The organism is Providencia sp. (assembly GCF_052096715.1).
In the GTDB taxonomy this organism is placed as follows: Bacteria; Pseudomonadota; Gammaproteobacteria; order Enterobacterales; family Enterobacteriaceae; genus Providencia.
Window position 1 is genome coordinate 1 of record NZ_JBQDNB010000007.1, and the last position, 22978, is coordinate 22978.

General features: G+C 39.6%; 22 protein-coding genes. 10 read left to right on the forward strand and 12 right to left on the reverse strand.

What is annotated here, in order from left to right:
- From ACTH6U_RS07610 to trmL, 3 genes are all read left to right on the forward strand, one after another.
- On the forward strand, positions 1 to 512 hold a 512-nt coding region (locus tag ACTH6U_RS07610; protein ID WP_441831939.1), incomplete at its 5' end, for a polysaccharide biosynthesis tyrosine autokinase.
- Positions 513 to 530: 18 nt separating this feature from the next.
- Complete coding sequence (galE, locus tag ACTH6U_RS07615; protein WP_441831996.1) at positions 531 to 1556, forward strand: UDP-glucose 4-epimerase GalE; 1026 nt, start codon at positions 531 to 533, stop codon at positions 1554 to 1556.
- 157 nt (positions 1557 to 1713) lie between these two features.
- Positions 1714 to 2217, forward strand: a complete 504-nt coding sequence (gene trmL / locus ACTH6U_RS07620; protein ID WP_294110151.1) for a tRNA (uridine(34)/cytosine(34)/5-carboxymethylaminomethyluridine(34)-2'-O)-methyltransferase TrmL — start codon at positions 1714 to 1716, stop codon at positions 2215 to 2217.
- A 262-nt stretch (positions 2218 to 2479) separates the two neighbouring features.
- Here the strand turns inward: trmL and cysE are convergent, their stop codons facing one another.
- The 4 genes from cysE to ACTH6U_RS07640 all read right to left on the reverse strand — a co-directional run bounded on the left by cysE (position 2480) and on the right by ACTH6U_RS07640 (position 5620).
- Positions 2480 to 3301, reverse strand: coding sequence for a serine O-acetyltransferase (cysE, locus tag ACTH6U_RS07625; protein ID WP_336431013.1), 822 nt, complete (start codon positions 3299 to 3301; stop codon positions 2480 to 2482).
- A gap of 22 nt (positions 3302 to 3323) precedes the next feature.
- Positions 3324 to 4343, reverse strand: a complete 1020-nt coding sequence (gene gpsA, locus ACTH6U_RS07630; RefSeq protein WP_294110147.1) for an NAD(P)H-dependent glycerol-3-phosphate dehydrogenase — start codon at positions 4341 to 4343, stop codon at positions 3324 to 3326.
- Positions 4343 to 4819 carry a protein-export chaperone SecB gene (gene secB / locus ACTH6U_RS07635; protein WP_294110142.1) on the reverse strand — a complete coding sequence of 159 codons (477 nt, stop codon included), beginning with the start codon at positions 4817 to 4819 and terminating at the stop codon, positions 4343 to 4345. Before secB ends, gpsA begins: the two co-directional genes overlap by 1 nt.
- A gap of 363 nt (positions 4820 to 5182) precedes the next feature.
- Positions 5183 to 5620 (reverse strand): rhodanese-like domain-containing protein, encoded by a 438-nt coding sequence (locus ACTH6U_RS07640; RefSeq protein ID WP_294110140.1) that lies wholly within the window; start codon positions 5618 to 5620, stop codon positions 5183 to 5185.
- Positions 5621 to 6040: 420 nt separating this feature from the next.
- Between ACTH6U_RS07640 and envC the strand changes: the two genes are divergently transcribed.
- Together envC and ACTH6U_RS07650 are read left to right on the forward strand one after the other, a co-directional pair.
- On the forward strand, positions 6041 to 7333 hold the full coding sequence (envC, locus tag ACTH6U_RS07645; RefSeq protein WP_294110139.1) for a murein hydrolase activator EnvC: 1293 nt from the start codon (positions 6041 to 6043) through the stop codon (positions 7331 to 7333).
- A gap of 33 nt (positions 7334 to 7366) precedes the next feature.
- Entirely contained in the window at positions 7367 to 8443 is a 1077-nt protein-coding gene (locus ACTH6U_RS07650) for a divergent polysaccharide deacetylase family protein (protein ID WP_441831940.1), read from the forward strand.
- 68 nt (positions 8444 to 8511) lie between these two features.
- Here ACTH6U_RS07650 and tdh read toward each other — a convergent pair whose 3' ends face one another.
- A complete protein-coding gene (gene tdh, locus ACTH6U_RS07655; RefSeq protein ID WP_294110135.1) occupies positions 8512 to 9537 on the reverse strand; it encodes an L-threonine 3-dehydrogenase in 1026 nt (341 codons plus the stop codon).
- 19 nt (positions 9538 to 9556) lie between these two features.
- On the reverse strand, positions 9557 to 10753 hold the full coding sequence (locus ACTH6U_RS07660) for a glycine C-acetyltransferase (RefSeq protein ID WP_441831941.1): 1197 nt from the start codon (positions 10751 to 10753) through the stop codon (positions 9557 to 9559).
- Positions 10754 to 11020: 267 nt separating this feature from the next.
- Here ACTH6U_RS07660 and rfaD point away from each other — a divergent pair, with 267 nt between their 5' ends.
- The 4 genes from rfaD (at position 11021) to yibB (ending at position 14995) form a co-directional block, all read left to right on the forward strand.
- Entirely contained in the window at positions 11021 to 11959 is a 939-nt protein-coding gene (gene rfaD, locus ACTH6U_RS07665; RefSeq protein WP_441831942.1) for an ADP-glyceromanno-heptose 6-epimerase, read from the forward strand.
- A gap of 60 nt (positions 11960 to 12019) precedes the next feature.
- Complete coding sequence (gene rfaF, locus ACTH6U_RS07670; protein WP_294110129.1) at positions 12020 to 13066, forward strand: ADP-heptose--LPS heptosyltransferase RfaF; 1047 nt, start codon at positions 12020 to 12022, stop codon at positions 13064 to 13066.
- A gap of 1 nt (position 13067) precedes the next feature.
- The gene (gene rfaC / locus ACTH6U_RS07675) at positions 13068 to 14030 is read left to right on the forward strand and encodes a lipopolysaccharide heptosyltransferase RfaC (protein WP_294110128.1); all 963 of its coding nucleotides are present in this window, start codon (positions 13068 to 13070) and stop codon (positions 14028 to 14030) included.
- 104 nt (positions 14031 to 14134) lie between these two features.
- On the forward strand, positions 14135 to 14995 hold the full coding sequence (gene yibB / locus ACTH6U_RS07680) for a protein YibB (RefSeq protein ID WP_441831943.1): 861 nt from the start codon (positions 14135 to 14137) through the stop codon (positions 14993 to 14995).
- A gap of 63 nt (positions 14996 to 15058) precedes the next feature.
- Here the strand turns inward: yibB and ACTH6U_RS07685 are convergent, their stop codons facing one another.
- Both ACTH6U_RS07685 and waaA read right to left on the reverse strand, forming a co-directional pair.
- A complete protein-coding gene (locus ACTH6U_RS07685) occupies positions 15059 to 16519 on the reverse strand; it encodes an ArnT family glycosyltransferase (RefSeq protein WP_441831944.1) in 1461 nt (486 codons plus the stop codon).
- A gap of 231 nt (positions 16520 to 16750) precedes the next feature.
- Positions 16751 to 18028 (reverse strand): lipid IV(A) 3-deoxy-D-manno-octulosonic acid transferase, encoded by a 1278-nt coding sequence (gene waaA / locus ACTH6U_RS07690; protein ID WP_294110122.1) that lies wholly within the window; start codon positions 18026 to 18028, stop codon positions 16751 to 16753.
- A 214-nt stretch (positions 18029 to 18242) separates the two neighbouring features.
- Between waaA and coaD the strand changes: the two genes are divergently transcribed.
- Positions 18243 to 18728 carry a pantetheine-phosphate adenylyltransferase gene (coaD, locus tag ACTH6U_RS07695; protein ID WP_294110165.1) on the forward strand — a complete coding sequence of 162 codons (486 nt, stop codon included), beginning with the start codon at positions 18243 to 18245 and terminating at the stop codon, positions 18726 to 18728.
- 20 nt (positions 18729 to 18748) lie between these two features.
- Here coaD and mutM read toward each other — a convergent pair whose 3' ends face one another.
- From mutM to rfaL, 4 genes are read right to left on the reverse strand one after another with little or no spacing between them, the layout of a single operon-like run.
- Positions 18749 to 19558 carry a bifunctional DNA-formamidopyrimidine glycosylase/DNA-(apurinic or apyrimidinic site) lyase gene (gene mutM / locus ACTH6U_RS07700; RefSeq protein WP_441831945.1) on the reverse strand — a complete coding sequence of 270 codons (810 nt, stop codon included), beginning with the start codon at positions 19556 to 19558 and terminating at the stop codon, positions 18749 to 18751.
- Between the two features lie 20 nt (positions 19559 to 19578).
- On the reverse strand, positions 19579 to 20742 hold the full coding sequence (locus ACTH6U_RS07705; RefSeq protein ID WP_294110117.1) for a glycosyltransferase: 1164 nt from the start codon (positions 20740 to 20742) through the stop codon (positions 19579 to 19581).
- Positions 20726 to 21736, reverse strand: coding sequence for a glycosyltransferase family 8 protein (locus tag ACTH6U_RS07710; RefSeq protein WP_441831946.1), 1011 nt, complete (start codon positions 21734 to 21736; stop codon positions 20726 to 20728). The genes ACTH6U_RS07705 and ACTH6U_RS07710 overlap by 17 nt, the downstream gene beginning before the upstream one ends.
- Entirely contained in the window at positions 21729 to 22970 is a 1242-nt protein-coding gene (gene rfaL / locus ACTH6U_RS07715) for an O-antigen ligase RfaL (RefSeq protein ID WP_441831947.1), read from the reverse strand. The genes ACTH6U_RS07710 and rfaL overlap by 8 nt, the downstream gene beginning before the upstream one ends.
- Positions 22971 to 22978 lie beyond the last annotated feature (8 nt).

The window sequence follows — 22978 nt, forward strand, 5'->3', positions numbered from 1 at the left end:
TTGTTACCTCAAATATGGCAGTGGTATTAGCCAATGCAGGTAAAAAAGTCTTATTGATTGATACCGACTTACGTAAAGGTCGTATTCACAAAGCCTTTAGTTTAAATAATAAAATAGGGCTGTCTGAATATCTATCTCAAAAGGATATGACTTCTCCGACAATTCATGAAAACGTGATTGAAAACCTTGATGTGATTTGTCGCGGTAAAAATGTTTCCCACTCCTCTGAATTACTAATGGGTGAGCGTTTTAAACAACTGCTCGACAAAGTGAAAAGTCAGTATGACATTGTAGTGATTGATACTGCTCCTATCTTAGCCATTACTGACTCAGCCATTATCGGTAAATACGTCGGTACTTCATTACTGATTGCTTTCTATGGTGTGAATACAGTTAAAGATGTTGAGCTATCAATCAAACGTTTCAAACAAAATGATATTGAAATCACTGGTGTGATCCTCAATGGTATTGATGCGCGTTCAGATGACTATAACTATGTTTATGAATATTAATCAAATAAGGACGTTATGATGAATAACCCTCAAGTTTTAGTGACTGGCGGTCTGGGCTACATTGGCAGCCATACCTGTGTACAAATGATTGAGCAAGGTATGCAACCGATTATCTTAGATAATCTACATAACGCGAACCTTGAAGTACTCAACCGAATTGAAGCTATCACGGGTACTAGACCAACCTTTTATCAGGGAGATGTACGCGACAGCCGCATTCTTGATACTATTTTTGCTCAGCATCAAATCAGTTCAGTGATCCACTTTGCTGGGCTAAAGGCAGTGGGTGAGTCAGTACAAAAACCGATTGAGTATTATGACGTTAATGTTAACGGTACTTTGGTGCTAGTCGAAAGTATGAAAAAAGCGGGTGTGAAAAGCTTAATTTTTAGCTCTTCGGCGACAGTTTATGGCGATCCAGAAGAAGTTCCATTAACTGAAGCATCCAAAGTTGGTGGAACAACTAATCCATATGGAACAAGCAAGTATATGGTTGAGCGTATTCTCTCCGACCTATATATTGCCCAAAATGATTGGTCATTAACACTATTGCGTTATTTTAACCCTGTTGGCGCACATCCATCGGGCACTATGGGAGAAGACCCTCAAGGCATCCCAAATAACTTAGCGCCTTATGTTGCCCAAGTTGCTGTTGGTCGCCATCCTAAAGTTATGGTGTTTGGTAATGATTATCCAACACCCGATGGTACTGGCGTTCGTGACTATATTCACGTGATGGATTTAGCTGATGGTCACATTGCCGCTTTAAATAAAGTAAGCACAAAAGCGGGATTGCATACCTATAATCTGGGAACTGGCACAGGTACTAGCGTATTAGAAATCATATCCGCATTTGAAAAAGCGTCAGATAAACCAATTAAATATGAGATTGTCGCGCGTCGCCCTGGTGATATTGCTGAATGTTGGTCTAGCCCTGATAAAGCCTATAAAGATTTAGGTTGGAAAGCACAATATTCAGTGCAAGATATGGTAGATGATAGTTGGCGCTGGCAGTCCCAAAATCCAAATGGATATAAAGCTTAAAGCAAGTTAAGTATCCCAAAGTACAGTCATCTAAAAGCGAGCTCAATTTATATTAGCTCGCTTTTTTATTTGCCTCTATTAATGCAACTTGTGAAATTTGCGCGTAAACTCTGCGTTATCATTTATTCACTTTCTAGCTAAAAGTTTATCTAACGTTATGCCACATATTGTTTTGTTCGAACCAGAAATACCGCCAAATACGGGCAATATTATTCGTCTCTGTGCCAATACGGGCTTTAGTTTACATCTTATCCATCCATTAGGTTTCACATGGGATGATAAACGCCTACGCCGCGCAGGCTTGGATTACAGTGAGTTTGCTGATATCAAACATCATCATGATTACTTTGCTTTTTTAGAAAGCGAAGGTTTGAATCCTGATAATAATCAGTCAGCTACTGGCGCTCGTGTGTTTGCGTTAACCACCAAAGGTAAGCCTAGCCACAGCAATGTCAGCTATCAACAAGATGATTATTTGATGTTTGGGCCTGAGACCCGCGGCTTGCCGCCTTATGTGCTTGATAATATGCCAATGGAGCAAAAAATTCGTATTCCAATGCTAGCTGATAGCCGTAGCATGAATTTGTCTAATTCAGTAGCGGTCGTGGTATTTGAAGCATGGCGGCAGTTGGGGTATGCAGGGGCTTTGTTAAAGGACTAGAATCCCTCGTCATACTTCAAGCGGTATGGGTGTTGACTTCACTCCGCTACCCAAGTCACATACTCGTGTATGCTCCTTGAAATAGCCCCGTTTGTCGCCTACATACCGCTCAAATTATTTAGAGGGATAGGAGACTGTCTGTGCCGAACATTTAAATAAATCGATTACTCAGTTTAAATTGGGGAATGTATTCAGAAGACACACTTTTAAAAAATAACATCGATAGTGAATACTCCATCTACCTTTTATTCCTTCCCACAACTCAAATCCCATCGCCATTTTCAAAACCATAAATACTGCCATTAAAGTTTTGATCCATTTCGAAAGAAGGTTTGTCGCTGGTTGGTTTACCGACAATACGCGCTGGAACACCGGCAACAGTGGTATGAGGTGGCACGGGGTGAAGTACGACTGAGCCTGCGCCAATTTTTGCGCCGCGGCCGATTTCAATATTACCGAGGATTTTAGCCCCTGCACCAATCATCACCCCTTCTCTAACTTTTGGATGACGATCGCCACAAGTCTTTCCGGTACCGCCTAATGTCACTGATTGCAAAATCGACACATCGTTTTCGACAATTGCGGTTTCACCGATAACAATACCCGTTGCGTGGTCAAGCATGATGCCACAACCAATTTTAGCTGCGGGATGAATATCTACCGCAAAAGTCACTGAAATCTGATTTTGTAAATAAACCGCTAACGCTTGGCGACCTTCATTCCAGAGCCAATGTCCTATACGATAAGCTTGTAGTGCATGGAAACCTTTAAGATATAAAAGCGGTGTCGAATACTTATCAACAGCCGGGTCACGCAAACGGACTGCCGCTAAGTCCATGGCGGCAGAAAAAATCATTTGTTCATCGTTGCGATAAGCTTCTTCAACAATTTCACGAACTTCCATTGCAGGCATGATGGGTGAGCTTAATTTATTCGCCAACATATAACTCAGAGCACTGCCTAAGTTATCGTGCTTAAGTAATGTCGCATTGAAAAAACTGGCTAGCAAAGGTTCACAATCAGCGAGCGACTTCGCTTCATCTTTAATGAACCCCCAAATTCTATCTAGTTCTTCACGCGACATAATCACTCACTCACAGTTATATTTATTTTGGTACATCCGCAATTTCATCTTTGGTTGCTCGGCCAAGTAGCGCCTGCGCAGCTTCAAGTACATTCTTATGGCAGTAGAGGATTTGATAAATCTGCTCAGTGATTGGCATTTCAACACCCGCACGCTCAGCAAGCGCTTTCACTTCCTTAGTGTTGCGGTAACCTTCAACCACTTGACCAATTTCTTTTTCGGCATCGGCCACACTAATGCCATCCCCAAGCATCATACCAAATCGACGATTACGAGATTGGTTGTCGGTACAAGTTAACACTAAATCACCCAACCCAGCCATTCCCATAAAAGTAGACGGGTCTGCGCCGAGGGCAGCGCCAAGACGACTCATTTCAGCTAATCCTCGGGTAATCAAAGCAGTACGTGCATTGGCACCAAATCCCATACCATCTGAAATACCGGCGCCAATGGCAATGACGTTCTTCACGGCACCACCAAGCTGAACACCAACCATATCGGGATTTTTGTAAACACGAAAGCTTTTACCACAATGGAATAACTGCTGTAGCTCGTCGCCAAATTGGCTGTTACTCGCCGCGACTGAAATCGCCGTCGGTAAACCTGCGGCAAGCTCTTTAGCAAAAGTCGGTCCAGATAATACAGCTAACGGAATTTCATTGCCTAATACCTCACGTGCCACATCCTGCAACAAACGCCCGGTATCTCTTTCTAAACCTTTGGTCGCCCAAATAATACGCGCGCCGGTTCGAAGATAAGGTTGGATTTGTTTGAGTACATCACCGAAAACATGGCTAGGTACGACTATCAAGATATTCAGACTCGCCTCAACAGCCTGTTTTAAGTCCGTTTCGAGGGATAAACTATCAGGGAAAGAAACGCCCGGCAAAAATGCCTGATTGCTGCGATCTTGTTCTAATTTACGGATATGAGCGGGATCATGTCCCCATAGCACCACTTGGTGCGCATTACGCGCAAGAGTGATGGCTAAAGCGGTGCCGTACGAGCCGGCACCGATTACTGTCATTGAAGCAGTCTTCATTAAGCGTCCTGTTGGGCTTCTGAGTTCTGCGCTTGTTCGCCTTGTTGCTGTTGCAAATAGTTCATGAACAATGCATCAAAGTTTACTGGCGCTAAGTTCAATTGTGGGAATGTACCACGACCCACTAAGCTAGTGATTGCTTCACGTGCATATGGGAACAGGATGTTCGGGCAGTACGCACCTAAGCAATGTGCCATTTGAGTGCCATCAATACCTTCGATAGAGAAAACGCCTGCTTGTTGAACTTCACACAGGAAAGCGGTTTCTTCGCCCAATGTTGCCGTAGTTGTCACACGCAAAACAACTTCATAAACACCTTCTGACAGTTGGTTTGAAGAAGTGTCTAAATCTAATTTAATTTCTGGCTGCCATTCGTGTTGAAAAATATGTGGTGCGCCAGGTGCTTCAAATGAAACGTCTTTTGCATAGATGCGTTGAATTTGAAATACCATTTCTGAGTTGTTTTGTTCTGACATAGTTATAGTACCTTTTAACTTCCATATGATTTTTCCCTGTTATTCTTTGAGCTACAGGGGTGTTCGCTGCATTGCGCTACCCAAGTCACATACTAGTGTATGCTCCTTGGATATCTTAATTTGCTGCCTACCTGTAACTCAAATAATTTAAGGGAAATCCTATCATTTTGAGCTACAGAGGAATTCTCTGCATTGCGCTACCCAAGTCACATACTGGTGTATGCTCCTTGGATATCTTAATTTGCTGCCTACCTGTAACTCAAATAATTTAAGGGAATACCTGTCATTTTGAGCTACAGAGGGGTTCTCTGCATTGCGCTACCCAAGTTGCACATACAACTTGAGAACCACTATGCGCAGTAGCTACTTCTTGCCACGAGCTAGTGGGAGGTTATCACCTGCCCAACCAGCGATCCCTTCTTTCAGGACAAAAACTTTTTCAAAACCGTATTGTGCTAATTGTTCCGCAGGTTTTGCTGATTCCATACCACTACCTGAAACAATAATAATAGGTTTTTGTTTATGTTTTTCCAACTCACCTAAATTATTATCTTTAATTTCAGACGGCGTTAAATTGATAGAATCAATAATGTGTCCTTTGCGGAAATCTTCACGAGTCCGTAAGTCTACAATAACTGCCTCTTCTTTATTAATAAGTGTGATCGCCTGAGAGCGAGCAATCACTTTAGATTTTGAGAAAAGGCCTTTAAAGGTCATTACGACCACGGCAACTAATAGCGCTATCCAAACCAGACTCAATAACATGTTCCGGCTTACAAATTGCATGATTTCTTGGATCATGGGGGGCAATTACTCCCGTTAGTTAAAAACGAATATCAAAGGGTTCAGAGTATACCTTTGTGTTGAGCTAATTACAGCCAGTTCGCGCAAACTACACGTTTTTTTTTATAATAAAGTATGCAAAATTAGCTTTGTTTTCTAAAAAATAGGCTTTTTCTTTTAAAATTCAGCGCTGGTATTTTAACATAAGTTAAACGGTAAGCTAAATGACCGCTCTGTAATAAAAAGCACATCAACACTGGCTATACCTGTAAAATCGTTGATAATGAAAGGATATTATTTAACTTAATGATGATCTGTCAAAATAGCAATAATCCTAATTAGCCCATGTTTTCAGCCCTTTTTACAAGAGAACACTGGAAACCAAAACTTGCAGATGAAATAATCTGTTATTGCATTTAATTGAGGTGTTCTATCACAATGGCCAACACACATTATCGAATGAAAATATTATTTATTCGTCAGGCTATTACTTCTGCCCTACTTTGCGTGGGTTTATTGGCTATCGCGCCTATCCCGACGGCAATGGCAAATCAGATCACTGAAAATAAAGGTCAACTAAATGACCTACTCAAGAGTATTGCGGATAAAGAAAAAAGTGTTCAAGAACAAAAAGCTAAACGATCAGCTCTTCTCGAACAGCTTAAGCTACAAGAAAAAAATATTTCTGCTGCAAGCCGTGGATTACATGAAACTCAAACTCAATTAAAGCAGCTTGGTAGTGAAATTACCTCTCTCAATAGCAATATTAATCGATTACAAAAAAAGAAAACTGAACAAGAAAAATTGTTGTCTGAACAACTGGATGCCGCCTTTCGCTTAGGTAAACATCAAGGCCTCACCCTATTATTAAAAGGGGAAGAAGGCCAACGAGAGGAACGCATACTGGCTTATTACAGCTATTTAAATCAAGCTCGTGAAAAAAATATTATTGAACTTGAAGAAACCACTTTAGAACTCAACCAACAAAAACAACTTGAACAGAAAAAATTAGTAGAGCAAAAAACGACGCTTACACGGCAGCAACAAGAAAAAAATAAATTAGATACTGCAAAAGTTGATCGCCAAAAAACACTGACTGTCCTTGAAAGTACTTTAAAAGAAGACCAAAAGAATCTTGCTGTTTTGAAACAAAATGAAGCAAGGTTACGAGATAAAATTGTACGCGCTGAACGTGAAGCCAAAGCACGAGCAGAACGTGAAGCCAAAGAAGCAGCCCGTATCCGCGCTGAAGTCGCTCAAAAAGAACGTCAGGCTAAACAAAAAGGCGCGACGTATAAGCCGTCCGAAAGTGAACGTTCACTAATGTCGAGAACAGGTGGATTAGGTCGCCCTGCGGGCCAAGCTTTTTGGCCTGTGCGTGGCTCTACTTTACATAATTATGGCGATGTCATTTCCAGCGAACTACGTTGGAAAGGCATGGTAATTGCCGCCAATGAAGGAACACAAGTTAAAGCAATCGCAGATGGCCGCGTCTTACTTGCTGACTGGCTACAGGGTTACGGATTAGTAGTAGTCGTTGAGCATGGTAAAGGCGATATGAGCCTGTACGGTTATAACCAAAGTGCCTTGGTTAATGTTGGCCAAGAAGTACGAGCAGGACAGCCAATTGCATTAGTAGGAAGTAGCGGAGGTCAAGAACGGCCTTCACTATACTTCGAAATTCGCCGGCAGGGTAAAACTGTTAACCCACGCCCTTGGTTAGGAAAGTAACCTAGCCAACTATAAAAAGTTAGGAAAATAATTATGTTAAAGCACTCGCCACTGAGATTATTTGTTGGTCTATCACTATTAATCATATGTTTACAGGCGAGTGCAGCAAAATTAGCTATTGTTATCGATGATTTTGGCTATCGAGTCAAAGAAGATAACCAAATATTAGCGCTGCCAACCGCAGTCACAATTGCGATTTTACCGAGCTCTCCCCATGGTCGTGAAGTGGCTGAAAAAGCACATCAACAAGGGCGTGAAATTTTGATCCACATGCCCATGAAACCATTAAGCAAGCAACCGCTTGAAAAAGATACATTAGCGCCATCAATGAGTGCTGGCGAGATTGATCGCATCATTAAAAACGCCATCAGCCGAGTGCCTTATGCCAAAGGAATGAATAATCATATGGGCAGTGAGATGACATCGAGCTTAGCAGGGATGAAAAATGTGATGCGTTCATTATCTCATTCTAATCTATTCTTCTTAGACAGCGTGACTATTGGCAATACCCAAGCCGTCAATGCGGCAAAAGAGTTTGGTGTACCAACCGCCAGACGCAATATTTTTATTGATAATAATCAGTCAGAAGAAGAAACGCGAACTCAGTTGAATAAAGCGGTTGCCTATGCACGCAAACACGGCAGTGCGGTGGCGATTGGTCACCCTCACCCTTCAACTGTAAGAGCCTTACAAAAATATCTTCCTCAGCTACCTGCGGACATTGAGTTAGTTGCTGTCAGCGCATTAGTTGGACAACAATCTACGGGTAACCCATCAAGTAACAACCAGTCAGGTAATAATCAACCCGATAAACCATTAAAAATGCTACCGGAAAAAAATATTAATAATAAACCTACCCATAAACCAGAGCAGTCACAGAAACCGATTGCCCCTGCGTCAAATGAATCTAAAGTAGTCGTAACCCCATTAGTACCACTAGAAATCGGCGTTTGTGAGTTTGAACAAACACCCGAACGCTTGCAAGGGATCAATTTTTTGATGTTTGTGGTTGAGGCAATTTGTCACGATAAAACATTGCAGCCGTTATTAGCCGAAAAGGTAACGGAAAAATTAGGGAAGAAAAAACCGCCCCTATTCACACAAAAATAAATATAAAACATTTCCAGTTACCACCGAGGTAACTGGAAACTAACTGCTAAGTTAAATTAAGATAAAAATTAATCCCAATTCAATATCACTTTACCCGACTGGCCTGAACGCATCAGGTCAAAACCTTGTTGGAAGTCATCAATAGAAAATTGATGAGTGATAATCGGTGATAAATCGAGACCTGATTGAACCAAAGTCGCCATCTTATACCAAGTCTCAAACATCTCTCGGCCATAAATACCTTTGATAAATAAGCCCTTAAAGATAACTTGGTTCCAATCAGTCACCATTGATGCAGGTGGAATACCTAACAATGCAATGCGGCCACCATGGTTCATGGTTTCTAACATAGTTTGAAAAGCAGCCGGAGAACCTGAAACTTCAAGAGCCACATCAAAACCTTCTTTCATACCTAGCTCGTTCATCACATCTTTGAGATTTTCACGACTAACATTCACTGCGCGTGAAACACCCATTTTCTTAGCTAATTCAAGCCGATAATCATTAACATCAGTGATAACAACGTGACGGGCGCCCACGTGGCGACACACGGCTGCCGCCATAATACCAATTGGGCCGGCCCCTGAAACTAGAACATCTTCCCCAACTAAATCAAAGGAAAGTGCCGTATGAACCGCATTACCAAACGGGTCAAAAATCGCAGCGATTTCATCGGGGATATTATCTGGTATTTTAAATGCATTGAAGGCAGGAATAACTAAATACTCGGCAAAGCATCCTTGACGGTTAACCCCAACACCGATGGTATTGCGGCAAAGATGGGTTCTCCCACCCCGGCAATTACGGCAGTGACCACAAGTTATGTGCCCTTCCCCAGAGACTCTATCACCAATAGAAAATCCTTTGACTTCCTGTCCAATAGCAACAATTTCCCCAATATATTCATGACCGACCACCATCGGCACTGGGATCGTTTTTTGCGACCATTCATCCCAGTTATAGATATGTACATCCGTTCCACATATAGCCGTTTTACGAATTTTAATCATCACATCATTGTGTCCAAGTTCCGGTTTAGGAACTTCCGTCATCCATATACCTGGTTCTGCTTTTAATTTGGACAGTGCTTTCATAGGCGACCTTATTCTCTCTTTATTTAATTATGTTGAGTTTTTTGCCAATACGGGTGAATGCATCAACAGCGCGTAAAATATCTTCCTCAGAGTGTGCAGCGGACATTTGCGTGCGAATACGCGCTTGTCCTTGAGGAACAACTGGGTAGAAAAATCCTGTCACATAAATATTTTCATTAAGTAACTCAGTTGCAAATGTTTGAGCAACTTTGGCATCCCCTAACATGACAGGGATAATGGCGTGATCGGCACCTGCAAGAGTAAAGCCCGCAGCCGTCATTTTTTCTCTAAATAACACAGCATTGCGCCATAATTTTTCACGTAAAGCCTGACCTTCACCCATCATATCAATGACTTTAATGGATGCAGCGACAATCGCGGGTGCAAGTGAATTAGAAAATAAATAAGGACGAGAGCGTTGACGTAGCCATTCAACCACCTCTTTTTTAGCTGCCGTATAACCACCAGAAGCGCCACCAAGAGCTTTACCTAAGGTACCGGTGATAATATCGACTCGTCCCATCACTTCACAATATTCATGACTCCCGCGACCATTTTGACCAACAAAACCCACTGCATGAGAATCATCAACCATCACCAATGCTTGGTATTCATCTGCAAGATCACAAATTGATTTTAAATCTGCAATCACCCCATCCATCGAAAAAACACCATCGGTGGCGATCATGATATGGCGAGCACCTGCGGCTTTCGCCTCTTCCAGACGCTGTTTGAGTTCAATCATGTCATTATTGCTGTAGCGATACCGCTTAGCTTTGCAAAGCCGAACACCATCAATAATTGAAGCATGATTAAGCGCATCTGAAATAATAGCGTCTTCAGGCCCCATTAAGGTTTCAAATAAGCCACCGTTGGCATCAAAACAAGATGAATAAAGAATGGCATCTTCAAAGCCTAAAAAATCAGCAAGTTTTTTTTCAAGAATTTTATGATTATCCTGTGTACCGCAGATAAATCGAACAGAAGCCATACCAAAGCCGTGGCTATCCATTCCCTGCTTCGCAGCTTCAATCAACGCTGGATGATTAGCCAAACCAAGGTAGTTGTTAGCACAAAAATTAACGACCCGCTTTCCCCCAGCAATTCCAATATCCGCATCTTGTGAGGTGGTAATAATTCGCTCATTTTTAAATAACCCGTCCGCCTGAGTTTGCACTAACTGGTCTTTAATCTGCTGATAAAATTGATCCGACATAATTTATTCCTATAGAGTGACTATTTGCAGAGTTTAATAATAGTCTCTACAACTGGCGACAATCTGTGAGCAAATAAGTTAAGTTTGTAGCCAAGATCACGATAATTGACTGCATTGAAGTTGTTTTACCCTAAATTATTCGAATTGTTAGTCATTGAATGGGAACTCAAAGTATGGCGGGTTAATACTGTCGTCAATGCAAAGAGGTGTTATTATACGCGCCAAGACATTATTCAATTTATTCTTAACTCATTAGAGGTATACCCAATGATCATAGTCACTGGTGGAGCAGGTTTTATTGGCAGCAATATTGTTAGAGCCCTAAATAATATAGGCCGTACTGATATCCTCGTTGTAGATAACCTGAAAGACGGCACTAAGTTTGCCAACCTTGTTGACCTTGATATTGCAGACTACGCAGATAAAGAAGATTTTCTAGTCAGTATTCTTTCTGGCGATGATTTTGGCGATATTGATGCGGTTTTCCATGAAGGTGCTTGCTCATCAACCACAGAGTGGGATGGTAAGTATATGATGGATAATAATTATCAATACTCTAAAGAGTTACTACACTACTGCTTAGAACGTGAAGTACCATTCCTCTATGCTTCATCCGCTGCCACCTATGGCGGCCGTAGCGATAATTTTATTGAAGAACGTGAATTTGAAAAACCACTTAATGTTTATGGTTATTCAAAATTCCAATTTGACCAATATGTTCGTGAGATTCTACCAGAAGCAAATTCAACCGTGTGTGGCTTCCGTTACTTCAATGTATATGGTCCTAATGAAGAACATAAAGGTAGCATGGCAAGCGTGGCTTACCACTTAAACAAACAGATTAATGAAGGTCAAAGCCCAAAACTATTTGCAGGTAGCGATACTTTCCGCCGTGACTTTATCTATGTCGGTGATGTAGCCGCAATGAACCTGTGGCTCTGGCAAAACAATGTTTCGGGGATTTTTAACTGTGGTACCGGCCGCGCCGAATCTTTCCAAGCAGTTGCTGATGCCGTGACAAGCTTCCATAAAGACAAAAATGTCGCTATTGAATACATTGAATTCCCTGAAAAACTAAAAGGTCGCTACCAAAGCTTTACGCAAGCAGATCTCACTAAGTTACGTGCAGCAGGTTATACCGCGCCGTTTAAAACCGTTGCCGAAGGCGTCACCGAATATATGCATTGGCTAAATAAAGAAGATTAATTCTCATTGATAAATGCATTAGTTTTATCAAACTAGCGATTTTATAACGATAGTGGTTTTATGAAAATATTAGTGGTCGGCCCCTCATGGGTAGGGGATATGATGATGTCGCAAAGCCTATATCGCACGATAAAAGCACTGCATCCCCATGCTCAAATTGATGTGATGGCGCCTGAGTGGTGCCGTCCACTATTAGCTAAAATGCCAGAAGTCAGCCAAGCAATCCCAATGCCTCTAGGTCATGGCAAGCTTGATATTGGTGAACGTCGCCGATTAGGCGTCAATTTGCGAAAAAATGGCTATGACCAAGGGATTGTTTTACCTAATTCATTCAAATCTGCCTTGGTGCCTTTCTTTGCCAAAATAGCCAAAAGAACCGGCTGGCGAGGCGAAATGCGTTATGGTTTACTCAATGATATTCGCCCATTAAATAAAGTCGCTTTTCCACTGATGGTGCAACGCTATGTTGCATTAGCTTATGATAAGCAAATCATTAAATCTGCAACTGATATCCCAACACCAATACTCTGGCCGAAATTAGTGACAAATAAACAAGATGTCACTCATGTAATGGATACGTTTAATATTGAACATTCACGCCCAATTATTGGTTTTTGTCCGGGTGCTGAGTTTGGTCCCGCTAAACGTTGGCCACACTATCATTATGCGGCCTTAGCGGAAAAAATGATTAGTGAGAAAGGTTATCAAGTCTTGCTCTTTGGTTCCCAAAAAGACAATGATGCAGGGGAAGACATTCGCCGCAGTTTAACTAAAAATGCACAGCAGCACTGCCACAATTTCGCTGGAAAAACATCATTAGATCAAGCTGTAAACCTGATTGATGCCTGCCAAGCAATTGTGAGTAATGACTCTGGTCTTATGCATGTCGCTGCCGCACTCGATAAACCATTAGTTGCGCTTTATGGACCAAGTAGCCCTGACTTTACGCCTCCACTGTCCAATAAAGCAGAAGTTATTCGCTTAATTAGTGGCTATCATAAAGTTCGCAAAGGCGATGGGGATAGCGGCTATCATCAAAGCTTGATTGATATTCAGCCTCAATTAGTTATCGATGCCTTGGCACGTTTAAATATAGGTATTGAATAATATGCGCGTGCTTTTAGTCAAAACATCCTCTATGGGCGACGTTTTACATTCCTTACCCGCTTTAACCGACGCGCAGAAAGCCATACCGAATATTCAATTCGATTGGGTAGTTGAAGAAGGTTTTGCTCAAATTCCAACATGGCATAGCGCGGTTAACCAAGTGATCCCTGTGGCTATTCGTCGCTGGCGGAAAAACTGGTTTTCTGCACCGATTAGAGCCGAACGTGCCAAATTTCGCAATCAAATCCAGGCTAATCAATATGATGCAATCATCGATGCACAAGGATTATTAAAAAGCGCCTTTTTGGTCACTCGGTTAGCTCATGGTCCAAAACATGGTTATGACCGCCACAGTATTCGCGAGCCTCTCGCTAGCTTTTTTTATAATTATCGCTATGCAATTAGTAAGCAGCAACATGCGGTAGAGCGTATTCGCCAATTATTTGCCGCAAGCCTTGGCTATTCATGTCCCACGACCCAAGGGGACTATGCTATTGCTCATCAATTTTTACAATCTTCCCCTGAAGCAATGAACCCTTATGTTATTTTTCTACACTCCACCACGCGTGATGACAAACATTGGCCAGAAGAAAACTGGCGCGAGTTAATAACGTTGATGGCAAATACCGGAGTACAGGTCAGATTACCGTGGGGAACGGAGCATGAGCAGCAAAGGGCATTACGCCTAGCCGAGGGATTTGATTTTGTAGAAGTATTACCGAAACTAACTCTCGCGCAAGTTGCGCAGCAAATTGCGAATGCAAAAGCAGTTGTCTCTGTCGATACAGGCCTGAGCCATTTAACCGCCGCTTTGGATAAAACCAACTTTACCCTTTTTGGCCCCACAGATCCCGGTTTGATTGGTGGTTATGGACAAGCACAGCACAGCATTAAGTCGGCTAATAGCACAATGGTGTATATTAATGCTGATGACATTTATAAGCAGTTGAAACATTTCTTATAGAAAGGTATCTTTGCTAAAGAAATTTTCTTTTTTTAACCTCACAGTTAATACATATATTATGATCTGTGTTCTTTTTTCTTTATCCAGAAAACACCTTAATTATAATGAACAAATCAATAACATTAATTACAGCATTCTTTGATATCGGCAGGGGAAATTGGAATGCTAAAAGTGGTCGTTCTGATAGACTAGAGAGAACGGCTGAAACTTATTTTAATTATTTCAATAAGTTATCAGGTATTGATAATAAAATTATCGTATTTACTTCTCCTGACTTGAAAGAACAGATTCTCAAAATAAGAGAGGGAAAACCAACTCATGTCATCACTCTGGATCTACACCACAAGTTTAAATACACGATAAACAAAATTTCAGCTATACAACATAGTGATTCATTTAAAAAATTAATTAAACCAGAACAATTAAAAAACCCAGAGTACTGGTCAGCAGAGTATGTCTTAATCAATAATTTAAAACCTTATTTTGTTAATACTGCGATAAATTTAGGCTTAGCTGATAGTGAATTAATTTCTTGGGTTGATTTTGGTTATGTTCGAAAAGATAAAGTACTTTATGGAATAAAAGAATGGAATCATCCTTTTGATAAAAATTATGTTCATCTTTTTTCCATTCAAGATGGCTTAAATCTAGAAGATGAACAAAGTGTTATGGATAAAGTCATTAATAATGAAACATATATTATTGGCGGCGTTATTGTTGCAGCTAAAGATAAATGGATTGAGTTTTACAAACTAGTCACTCAAATACAGAAAAAACTATTACTCTCAGGGATCATTGATGATGACCAAGGTATTTTTTTGATTTGTGCTAGTAAGCACCCTGATTTATTTAAACTAAATTATTTAGGTTATATGAAGTGGTTTTCTGTTTTTAAATTATTTCATCAAAAATCAAAAGCTAACTATTTTACTCGTCTAGCAATCCTTTTAAGGATTATTAAATAATATTAATTATAATTAGAGCTATATCTTATTTTTAAATAAACAAGATATAGCACAATAATTTAATTACTTCTCCGGCGCAATAAATCCAAAACACATAGTTTCAGGTTTAGCATCTGGCTCAGAACGATATATCACATCTTCTTTTTCGATAGTGAATTGCGGCCAATACTGACGTACTTTGTTAAAGTTTTCATGGGCACAATCATCATATTTACGACCTAGTAATATAGCGCCATGTTTACGAATTTCACTTTCGGTAATATAACGATTATACACATTCGGTGGCATATGGTTTTCTAATGTCCATGGTTGAATCACATGGGGCTTATCTTTCGCATAAATAATAAACCACTGATGCAGGTTATCTTCACCACCGACGTATTTTACTGGAGTACCATAACGCTGATACCAACGCTGCTCACCTTCTGCAATCAATGTTTTCACACCAATAAATTTCTGCCCAGCACCTTGAATATTCGCCCCTTGCACGGTCATATACCCCAATAAAACCAAAACACCGAAAATAGCCAATCCAATCAATGATTTTCTTAATGGCTTTTTCGGCATCACACTAATAGAACCAACAAATAAAGGCGCACAAACGGCCATAAAAGGCTGTAGCCATTCCGTAATTCGACCGCCATCATGGAAGGAAAACCAACCATAGATAACAATCAAAGGAAATAAAACAATAAAATTAGTCATTCGGTTAGCTAATGCTTTTGGCCAACCTAATTTACCACCACAACAATATAAAATAATCGTGGCAATCACTAAGGGATAAAATACACTCAATGCGGCTTCTGTCGTATGAAGGTTAAAACCAGGAGCAATCTGTGAGTCTACCCACTTAAAGGCAGAAAAATCACTGGCCATCAACCAAAAGAAATTTGGTAATACCAAAGCAAACCATAGTGCTATAGCAAGATAAAAGACTGGATATCGATAGCTTTGACGAGCTTGTTTTACCAATAGAGTTAATAAAAAAACTGAACCTACCAAAGCAAGCGTGGAATATTTCCCCATGGTAGCCAGCCCAGAAAATAAGGCAAAAAGTAGCCACCATGCCGGGTTTTCATACACAGCACGTAAAAAGAAATAAATTATCCATGCCCAGAAAGTCACTAAAATATAATTATCATTATAGGGAATAATATCGAAATTAATAATACCGGATAGGTTCAACATTAGCATCGCAAACCAAGCAAGGTCTCGACGTTCAGTTAAACGGTACGCTAATTTCCAAACACCCAATAACCCAAAAGCAATGCCAACAAAATGAATAAAATACCAATAAAAACTGTAAGAGATACCTAAATGAATAGCGGGCCACATCATCACCCCAACAAACCACGGGTTTTTAGGCGATCCCCACTCTCCATTCATTCCCCAGTTAACGGCTTCAACCGTGTCATAAGGAACCGTTGGATCAAAATAGAAGCTAGCGAATATCCACGCAATGGCATACCCGATGATCCATAAGTAAACATATTTGTTTGATATTGGTTGATTGATTGCTGGCATACTCGGCATCTAAAGGTTGTTTTTTAAAATAGTTAAAAAATCTAACGTAAAATATCCACAGCTCTATTCGAGTATCAATAACCCATAATAAAATACTCAATAGAATGAAAGGAAAATTAGCTGTGAAGTCTACTATAGTTTATCTGGAATAATAAGGATTAGTCTGAAATAGTCAGCATTCATTGTTGTCTTGTTCAAGTTCAGTTAACTAAAAAAAACAATCCAACAATATTATTGCTCTTTTGGCGGTAAATAAGGCTGTAATAATGTTAACAACCGTTGTAAAGCACCCTGGTTCTCATGCAGAACTTCAGCAGCATGTCGCCCATAATATAAGCGATAATCTTCATCTGATAATAAACTAGTAACGGCTTGAGCCATCGATTCACTATCAGTGACGGTGATCAAACCATCCGCTTGTAATAGCTTGCCACAAATATCTTTAAAATTAAACGTATGTGGCCCCATTAATACAGGCAAAGCATGAGCCGCAGCCTCTAGCGGATTATGCCCACCAGTTTCAACTAAGCTACCACCAACAAACGCAATATCAGCAATTCCGTACAATAACATCAGTTCACCCATGGTATCGCCGATTACAACCTGAACATCAGCAGAAGGGATCATATTGCTACTACGACGGATAAAGCGTAATCCAGCTTTTTGTGTCAGCTCTTCCGCCTTGGCAAAACGCTCTGGATGGCGAGGCACTAAAATCAACAATAGATTCGGAAAACGTTTAAGTAATTTCTGATGACTTTCCAACACAATCGCTTCCTCACCTTCGTGAGTACTCGTCGCAATCCACACAGGACGATGTGCGGCCCACTGCCTGCGTAAAGTTATTGCCCTTACCGCAAGCTCTGGCGTGACTGAAATATCAAACTTCAAGCTACCAGTGACATTCAGTTGCATACGTCTTAAACCTAACTGAACAAATCGCTCACCATCTTCTTGATGCTGTGCTGCGACCATAGTGACATTTCGCAGCATTCGCTTGACAAAATTTCCGAGTTTTTGATAACCAGCAGCTGAACGCGCTGACAAACGTGCATTTGCAATCACTAAGGGAATATTACGTTTATGCAACTGGTTGATCATGTTCGGCCATAGTTCGGTTTCCATAATAATCACTAGTTTTGGATCAACTTGTTTAAGGAAACGACGCATAGAGCCCGGTAAATCATAAGGAAGGTAAACATGATAAACATCATCGCCAAAAGCAGAAAGAACCCGTTCAGACCCAGTTGGAGTCATAGTTGTCACAGTGATCGGCAATGAAGGATAGTGATGACGAAGTGCTCGAACTAATGGTACCGCTGCCAGCGTTTCACCTACAGAGACTGAATGCAGTAAAATACCTTGAGGTACGACTTTTCCAGCGCAAAAACCATAGCGTTCACCCCAACGTTTGCGATACGCAGGCGCTTTACGACCACGCAGCAACAGGCGAACCCAAATAAATGGCTGGATGAGATAAAGGAGTACTTGATATAAACGCAGTAACATTCGTTCTAATTCACTTACCAAAATTGGCGCTATCTTACCATAAACCTTTGATGAAAGTGTGCAGAATATGCAGCTAAAATAGGGCTTAAAATTTATTGAAGGGTATCATCTCATGTTGCAACAATACGTAATAGCCGATAATGTTGATGATAAATATCGCTTATTCATACTAAATTTTCGAATAAGTAATAATAAACAATGAGATAATATGAACATGAAACATAAAGCTATCTACCCCGGTACATTCGACCCCATTACTTCAGGGCATGTTGATATTGTCACTCGCGCTGCGGCCATGTTTGATCATGTGCTATTAGCCATTGCCAATAGCCAACGAAAAAGCCCAATGTTTACCCTTGATGAGCGTGTTGAGCTAGCAAAACAAGTAACTTCTCACCTAGATAACGTTGAAGTTGTTGGATTTTCGGAGCTTATGGCAACGTTTGCTCAAAAACACAACGCAAATATTTTAATTCGAGGCGTTCGCTCAGTTGCTGATTTTGAATATGAGTGGCAGCTGGCTAATATGAATCGCCATTTTGTGCCTGATCTTGAAACGGTCTTTTTATTACCATCACAAAGCTTATCGTTTGTTTCTTCATCTTTAATCAAAGATGTTGCACTACATGATGGCGATGTCTCTTCATTTTTGCCGCCTATCGTCTCAGAGGCAATGCTGAAAAAACTCAATAAAGCGTAAAATTTTACGATATTAAATTATCACTTTTGGCACTGACGACAAAAAAATGTACTGCGTTGCCCCTGCTTGATAGTTTCGATGGGTGTCCCACATATTGAGCAGGGCTCACCTTTCTTACCGTAAACAAAAAGTTCTTGCGCAAAATAACCCGGCTTACCATCAGACTGAAGAAAATCTTTTAATGTGGTACCACCTTGCTCTATTGAACGTTGTAATACTTTTTTTATCTGAGTGACGAGTTCCGTTGCATCGACTAAAGTCAATGTATTGGTAATTTTCTCAGGCGAAATTTTAGCCACAAACAGTGCCTCGTTCGCGTAAATATTGCCGACACCAACCACAATTTTATTGTCCATCAGCCACGGTTTTATCGCTGTTTTTCTTTTGGCGGCAAGCTCAAACAAATACTCGGCATTAAACTCATCAGATAAAGGTTCAGGTCCTAGATGAGCAAGTACCGAACTCGTTTCTAAATCGTCACACCATAGCCAAGCACCAAAACGTCGAGGGTCAGTATATCTAAGTACTTTTCCATCTTTCATTATCAAGTCGACATGGTCATGTTTTTCTTCAGGTAGTTCTTCAGTCAATATTCGAATACTGCCCGACATTCCCAAGTGAACAATAATCCAACCTTTGGTAAGCTCAATGAGTAGATATTTTGCACGTCGCTGTACGCTGAGCACAGGTTCATCCGATAGACGCTCAATTTGCTCACTCACAGGCCAACGCAAACGGCCATTACGCACAATCGCATATGAAATGATGTTACCGACTAAATGAGGTTCTATTCCCCTGCGGCTGGTTTCAACTTCAGGTAGTTCTGGCATGTTAAAACTCTTCTTTCAGATTATGAGTACCATTTATGGATCACACTTTGAAGCTCGTCTTTCACAATTTCCCACGTGAAATTATGATAAGCATACTCTTTCGCATTTCTGGCTATATTAAAGGCATTTGGATGATTTAAAGCATGATGAATGTCTTCTGCCATCATTATAGGTGAAAGTGGTTCCCTAAAAATAAAACCTGTTTCATTATGAGTAACGAATTCAATCATCGCGCCTCGCTGACTTGCAATAACAGGGCGACCAGAGGCCATTGCTTCGAGAGCAACCATACAAAATGGCTCATTAGTTATCGAAGGTACGGCAATAACATCCGCAATAGAGTAATAATGTCTAATTTTATCGGGATGAACACCGCCCAAAAAAATACATTGATCTCCTAAGTTTTTAGCATAGCTTTTTACTTCATCTTGATATTTTGCTAATTCACCTTTCGATGCTGCATTTGGATCGCCAACAATCACTAGCTTATAATGCTTATCATCACTAAAAAAGGTATTACAAGCTTGCATTAGCTCAAGCAATCCTTTATCTCTAGCAATTCTTCCGGCAAATAATACGATTTTATCTTTTGCATTTAAGCCAAAATTTTCGCGCTGAACTTCAGGAGGTAAAGCATAAATTTCGCCATCAAAGCCATTACGAACAACTTCAATTAGCGCATGAGGTAAACGTTCACGAAACCAATTTTGCATGAAACGACTAGGTACGATTAACTTTATGTCTTCAGGAAGATTTTCAGGTTCAAAGCAGTTGTGCATATGTAATACAACATTGCTATGCCCTTCTTTTTTAATTATTTTTTTGAATAACTTAATATTATTATGAACAAATATAACACTTTCATCTGTATTTTGGGCAAATTGTCTTTTTATTTTAACAATCCTATCCGCGTATGAATAAGGGTCTAATCTTGTCCATTTTTTAAAAAGTCGCGTATAAATTTTACCGAATTTAATACGCTCAATCGCACAGTTGTCATTTACATCACTATGACTTGTATAGCCTTCATTTTGTATACAAATAATCCGATTTTCTATATCTAATCTTTTAGCGACGTTATACATCCAGGACTCAACAGCGGCAGCACTTTTAGGCGGTATAGAAAAAATAGGAGTAACAGTAAATATAGCTTTTTTAATCATGATATTATCTTTTTTTACCATTAAGTTTTTCAAAAAGGTATTTTATACCTGAAATACAACCTGCAACTAAAGCACCCTGCTTAAATAAATGCTTATATTCTTTCTTCCTTTCCACAAACTTTGTTGCTGGTTTTAAATCTGTAATTGCCCATGGAGATTGTTCTAGTGCACGATAAAAAGGTTGTGAAGCCGGATAATTCGCCCATGTATGCCAAGGTTTTGTTACCCCAGTGTAATGAATTAGCACTGTATCTATTGTGATTATGTCGCTATATTTTTGATGTGTAGAGTCATAAAGCTCATTTTTTAAGGTATAAATCGTATTAAATCGCTTATCAAGTAACACGAGTTTATCTTTCAAAAGAAGATTTAATACATCCTGATCTGGATATTTATATAACACTTTCGCATTATCAGCAGATAACAGTTCAAAACATTTCGTTGTTATTTGCTCTTCATGCCATTTTTTTAAATTAACAAACATGACGCCAGAGTTAAAATAAGTGTCAACTAATTCAGGTGTACGTAAACGAGATCCACTTTTAGTTCTCACCCCTAAATCATCAGCAATAACACCACAAACACTATTTTCGATTAGACTTGTTGCTAAACCTAACGAACCATTACATATAACATCAGCATCTAAATATAATGCATAGTCATAATCGCTTGATAAACAATCGAAAGCTATTAAACGAAAATACATTGCAGATGACCAAACATCTGAAGATGGTAATTTCTTTAATAACGCATTATCTAATTCATACACAATAATTTCAGCTGAAAATTGTTCCGTTATTTGTCTGAGCTTATCTAAAAATTGAGTGTCAACTGTATTAAAGAAAAAATGAAATCTAAAAAAAACGTGTGGATTATTAATCAGCAAAGATACTGCTGAAACACCCGCGCCGAATTGATAGTTCTCATCAGAACCATAAATAATATCTATACAATTAACTTGAGAGCTATTGCTTTTAGCTTTTAACACTTGTTTATGTGTAACAATACTATTCATGGCTAGTCTTTTCCTTTTGCTCATTAGGGTTATGCCCCATCATTGCAATTAAAAACCCGAGCAAAATTCCTAATGGCTTTAGATCAATTTGTTCAAACATTCCTCTCACAAGGTAGAAGCTAACTAAACTGATCAACAACGCCATAAAAGAAAAGTAAATTTTTGATTGAGAGGTACTATGGCATATTCCCCTTAAGGAGGAATAACACATTGCGAAAAATACAAATCCAAAGGATATAAGTCCCATAATGCCGGCACCAAACCAAGTATATAACCAAATATTGTGCGGGCCTATAGACGTTCTAAATGTCCATGTTGGGTTATTTTTAACAACACTATTATATTTCTCATGATATATCTTATCGCCAAATCCATAACCTACGATAGGCTTATCCATGATGAGTTCAAAAGCAGTGCCTTGAGTTCCATTTTGATATCGATGTGTACTATCTGTTTGCTCTAGTTTATAAAATAGTTTTTTGGTCACATCTGGATAAGTTGTTTTTAATACCACCAAGGAAATCACCATTATCCCCAACCCAATCCCGATGAGTTTCCAAGGACGCTTAAAACATAAAAAAATAATTGCAGCAGCAGCAACAGCCACCCAAGCGCCTCGAGATAAAGTGCCTAGTAAAACAAATAAAAAAACAACGCTTAGCAAGTAAAAATAAACTAACTTTGATTTTGGAAGTAAATACCAGAGAATAGGAATAATGGGAAAGAAGAAGACTAAAGCATCAGAAACATGTCTAAAATCATACGTCGTAAACGGAAGAACTCCATTATGATAAGCGACATAATATCGATATAATTCAATTAGTAAAATCACGATTAATGATACTGTAAAACTAATAAGCAATAAGCTAGATATACTTTTCTGATTTTCTTTATACAACAAAATAGGAAATAATACCGATAACGATAATATTCCATAATTCAATAAGTTATTATTGATTGCCTTTATCGATACACTAGGTATTGAAGAGTAACTTATGGTTATATACAAAATAACAGAGAACAACAAAACTAAGTACAACACTTTATTATTAAGCGTTTTTAAAACATTTTTAGTGTCAATACATAGATAAATGAGTGCGGTCGCTATCATCAAATAAAACAAAATATGCTTATATCTTGTCACATTTTCTACAAAAAAAAGAGCAACAAATAAAAAAATTAAAAATCTATTATACTTCGAAAGAAGTATTTCATTTTTTTCTAAAAAAGACATAGTCAGCC

Excerpts from the sequence above, each read along its gene's own strand:
- ACTH6U_RS07660 (WP_441831941.1), bottom strand. The coding sequence starts at position 10,753 with ATGTCGGATCAATTTTATCAGCAGATTAAAGACCAGTTAGTGCAAACT.
- ACTH6U_RS07710 (WP_441831946.1), bottom strand. The coding sequence starts at position 21,736 with ATGAATAGTATTGTTACACATAAACAAGTGTTAAAAGCTAAAAGCAAT.
- ACTH6U_RS07650 (WP_441831940.1), top strand. The coding sequence starts at position 7,367 with ATGTTAAAGCACTCGCCACTGAGATTATTTGTTGGTCTATCACTATTA.
- envC (WP_294110139.1), top strand. The coding sequence starts at position 6,041 with ATGGCCAACACACATTATCGAATGAAAATATTATTTATTCGTCAGGCT.
- cysE (WP_336431013.1), bottom strand. The coding sequence starts at position 3,301 with ATGTCGCGTGAAGAACTAGATAGAATTTGGGGGTTCATTAAAGATGAA.
- gpsA (WP_294110147.1), bottom strand. The coding sequence starts at position 4,343 with ATGAAGACTGCTTCAATGACAGTAATCGGTGCCGGCTCGTACGGCACC.
- tdh (WP_294110135.1), bottom strand. The coding sequence starts at position 9,537 with ATGAAAGCACTGTCCAAATTAAAAGCAGAACCAGGTATATGGATGACG.
- rfaC (WP_294110128.1), top strand. The coding sequence starts at position 13,068 with ATGCGCGTGCTTTTAGTCAAAACATCCTCTATGGGCGACGTTTTACAT.
- yibB (WP_441831943.1), top strand. The coding sequence starts at position 14,135 with ATGAACAAATCAATAACATTAATTACAGCATTCTTTGATATCGGCAGG.
- rfaL (WP_441831947.1), bottom strand. The coding sequence starts at position 22,970 with ATGTCTTTTTTAGAAAAAAATGAAATACTTCTTTCGAAGTATAATAGA.
- trmL (WP_294110151.1), top strand. The coding sequence starts at position 1,714 with ATGCCACATATTGTTTTGTTCGAACCAGAAATACCGCCAAATACGGGC.
- coaD (WP_294110165.1), top strand. The coding sequence starts at position 18,243 with ATGAAACATAAAGCTATCTACCCCGGTACATTCGACCCCATTACTTCA.
- ACTH6U_RS07640 (WP_294110140.1), bottom strand. The coding sequence starts at position 5,620 with ATGATCCAAGAAATCATGCAATTTGTAAGCCGGAACATGTTATTGAGT.
- mutM (WP_441831945.1), bottom strand. The coding sequence starts at position 19,558 with ATGCCAGAACTACCTGAAGTTGAAACCAGCCGCAGGGGAATAGAACCT.
- secB (WP_294110142.1), bottom strand. The coding sequence starts at position 4,819 with ATGTCAGAACAAAACAACTCAGAAATGGTATTTCAAATTCAACGCATC.
- ACTH6U_RS07705 (WP_294110117.1), bottom strand. The coding sequence starts at position 20,742 with ATGGTAAAAAAAGATAATATCATGATTAAAAAAGCTATATTTACTGTT.
- waaA (WP_294110122.1), bottom strand. The coding sequence starts at position 18,028 with ATGTTACTGCGTTTATATCAAGTACTCCTTTATCTCATCCAGCCATTT.
- galE (WP_441831996.1), top strand. The coding sequence starts at position 531 with ATGAATAACCCTCAAGTTTTAGTGACTGGCGGTCTGGGCTACATTGGC.
- ACTH6U_RS07685 (WP_441831944.1), bottom strand. The coding sequence starts at position 16,519 with ATGCCAGCAATCAATCAACCAATATCAAACAAATATGTTTACTTATGG.
- rfaD (WP_441831942.1), top strand. The coding sequence starts at position 11,021 with ATGATCATAGTCACTGGTGGAGCAGGTTTTATTGGCAGCAATATTGTT.
- rfaF (WP_294110129.1), top strand. The coding sequence starts at position 12,020 with ATGAAAATATTAGTGGTCGGCCCCTCATGGGTAGGGGATATGATGATG.